This window comes from Nostoc sp. MG11 (assembly GCF_014904695.1).
Taxonomy (GTDB): domain Bacteria; phylum Cyanobacteriota; class Cyanobacteriia; order Cyanobacteriales; family Nostocaceae; genus Komarekiella.
The window spans coordinates 1-668 of the sequence record NZ_JACXXN010000213.1; the positions used below are offsets into that span (position 1 = coordinate 1).

Here is a 668-nt window from a genome sequence, read left to right on the forward strand (position 1 = left end):
TTGTGCTTTGAACAAGCCGTAAACTCTGCTGACATCCCTGGAGAATCGCCCGTATTTCAGATGTAGTTAGTATGATTTCCATAACTATTTTGTTAGTTAAACTTCTCAAAATCCGCGCAAGTATCACCCTCTACACCACCCGGATGTATTGCACAAACCAGCATTACTGTTTGGTATTTGACCCCGTGAAAGTTTTTGCAACCCCTACAAGCTTTTGGCATTGCTTTGCGTCTTTCTGATAATATCTTGTCGATGTCTGACTCGACTTTGACTTGATACAAACGGGTAGCAGCTAAAAGACTTCCACCGGATAACAACCATGAACCAGCAAGTACACTTTTGACACTCGCCTCGTTAGTCCCTTTGATTAGAATTGTGCCTCCAATTAGCGCTGCTGTTACTCCCATTGCTCCAGCACAAATATTTAAGTACTTGTTCAACATGGCTTTGCCCTAATTATTTATGAAAATTATCCCTGCTAATACTAAGATTTGCCCTAAGTATTGAACTGCCTAAGAAGGTGGAAAAACTAACCAGCATACCTCCCAAACAAGCGTTTTTCTGATAGTGCCAGCTAGAAAAAATTATTTTGGGGTTGGTATTAGTCTCAATTATTTCCATTCCCCAGCATCCTATCGCTCCTACTCCTGCAAATCCGGTAAACAGTA

General features: G+C 41.2%; 1 protein-coding gene and 1 pseudogene. Both read right to left on the reverse strand.

Annotated elements, in window-relative coordinates; genetic code table 11:
• Positions 1-92 precede the first annotated feature (92 nt).
• Positions 93-443, reverse strand: coding sequence for a hypothetical protein (locus HCR01_RS38155; protein WP_193201044.1), 351 nt, complete (start codon positions 441-443; stop codon positions 93-95).
• Between the two features lie 13 nt (positions 444-456).
• A pseudogene (locus HCR01_RS39780) lies at positions 457-668 on the reverse strand (hypothetical protein); the annotation flags it as partial.

Excerpts from the sequence above, each read along its gene's own strand:
- HCR01_RS38155 (WP_193201044.1), bottom strand. The coding sequence starts at position 443 with ATGTTGAACAAGTACTTAAATATTTGTGCTGGAGCAATGGGAGTAACA.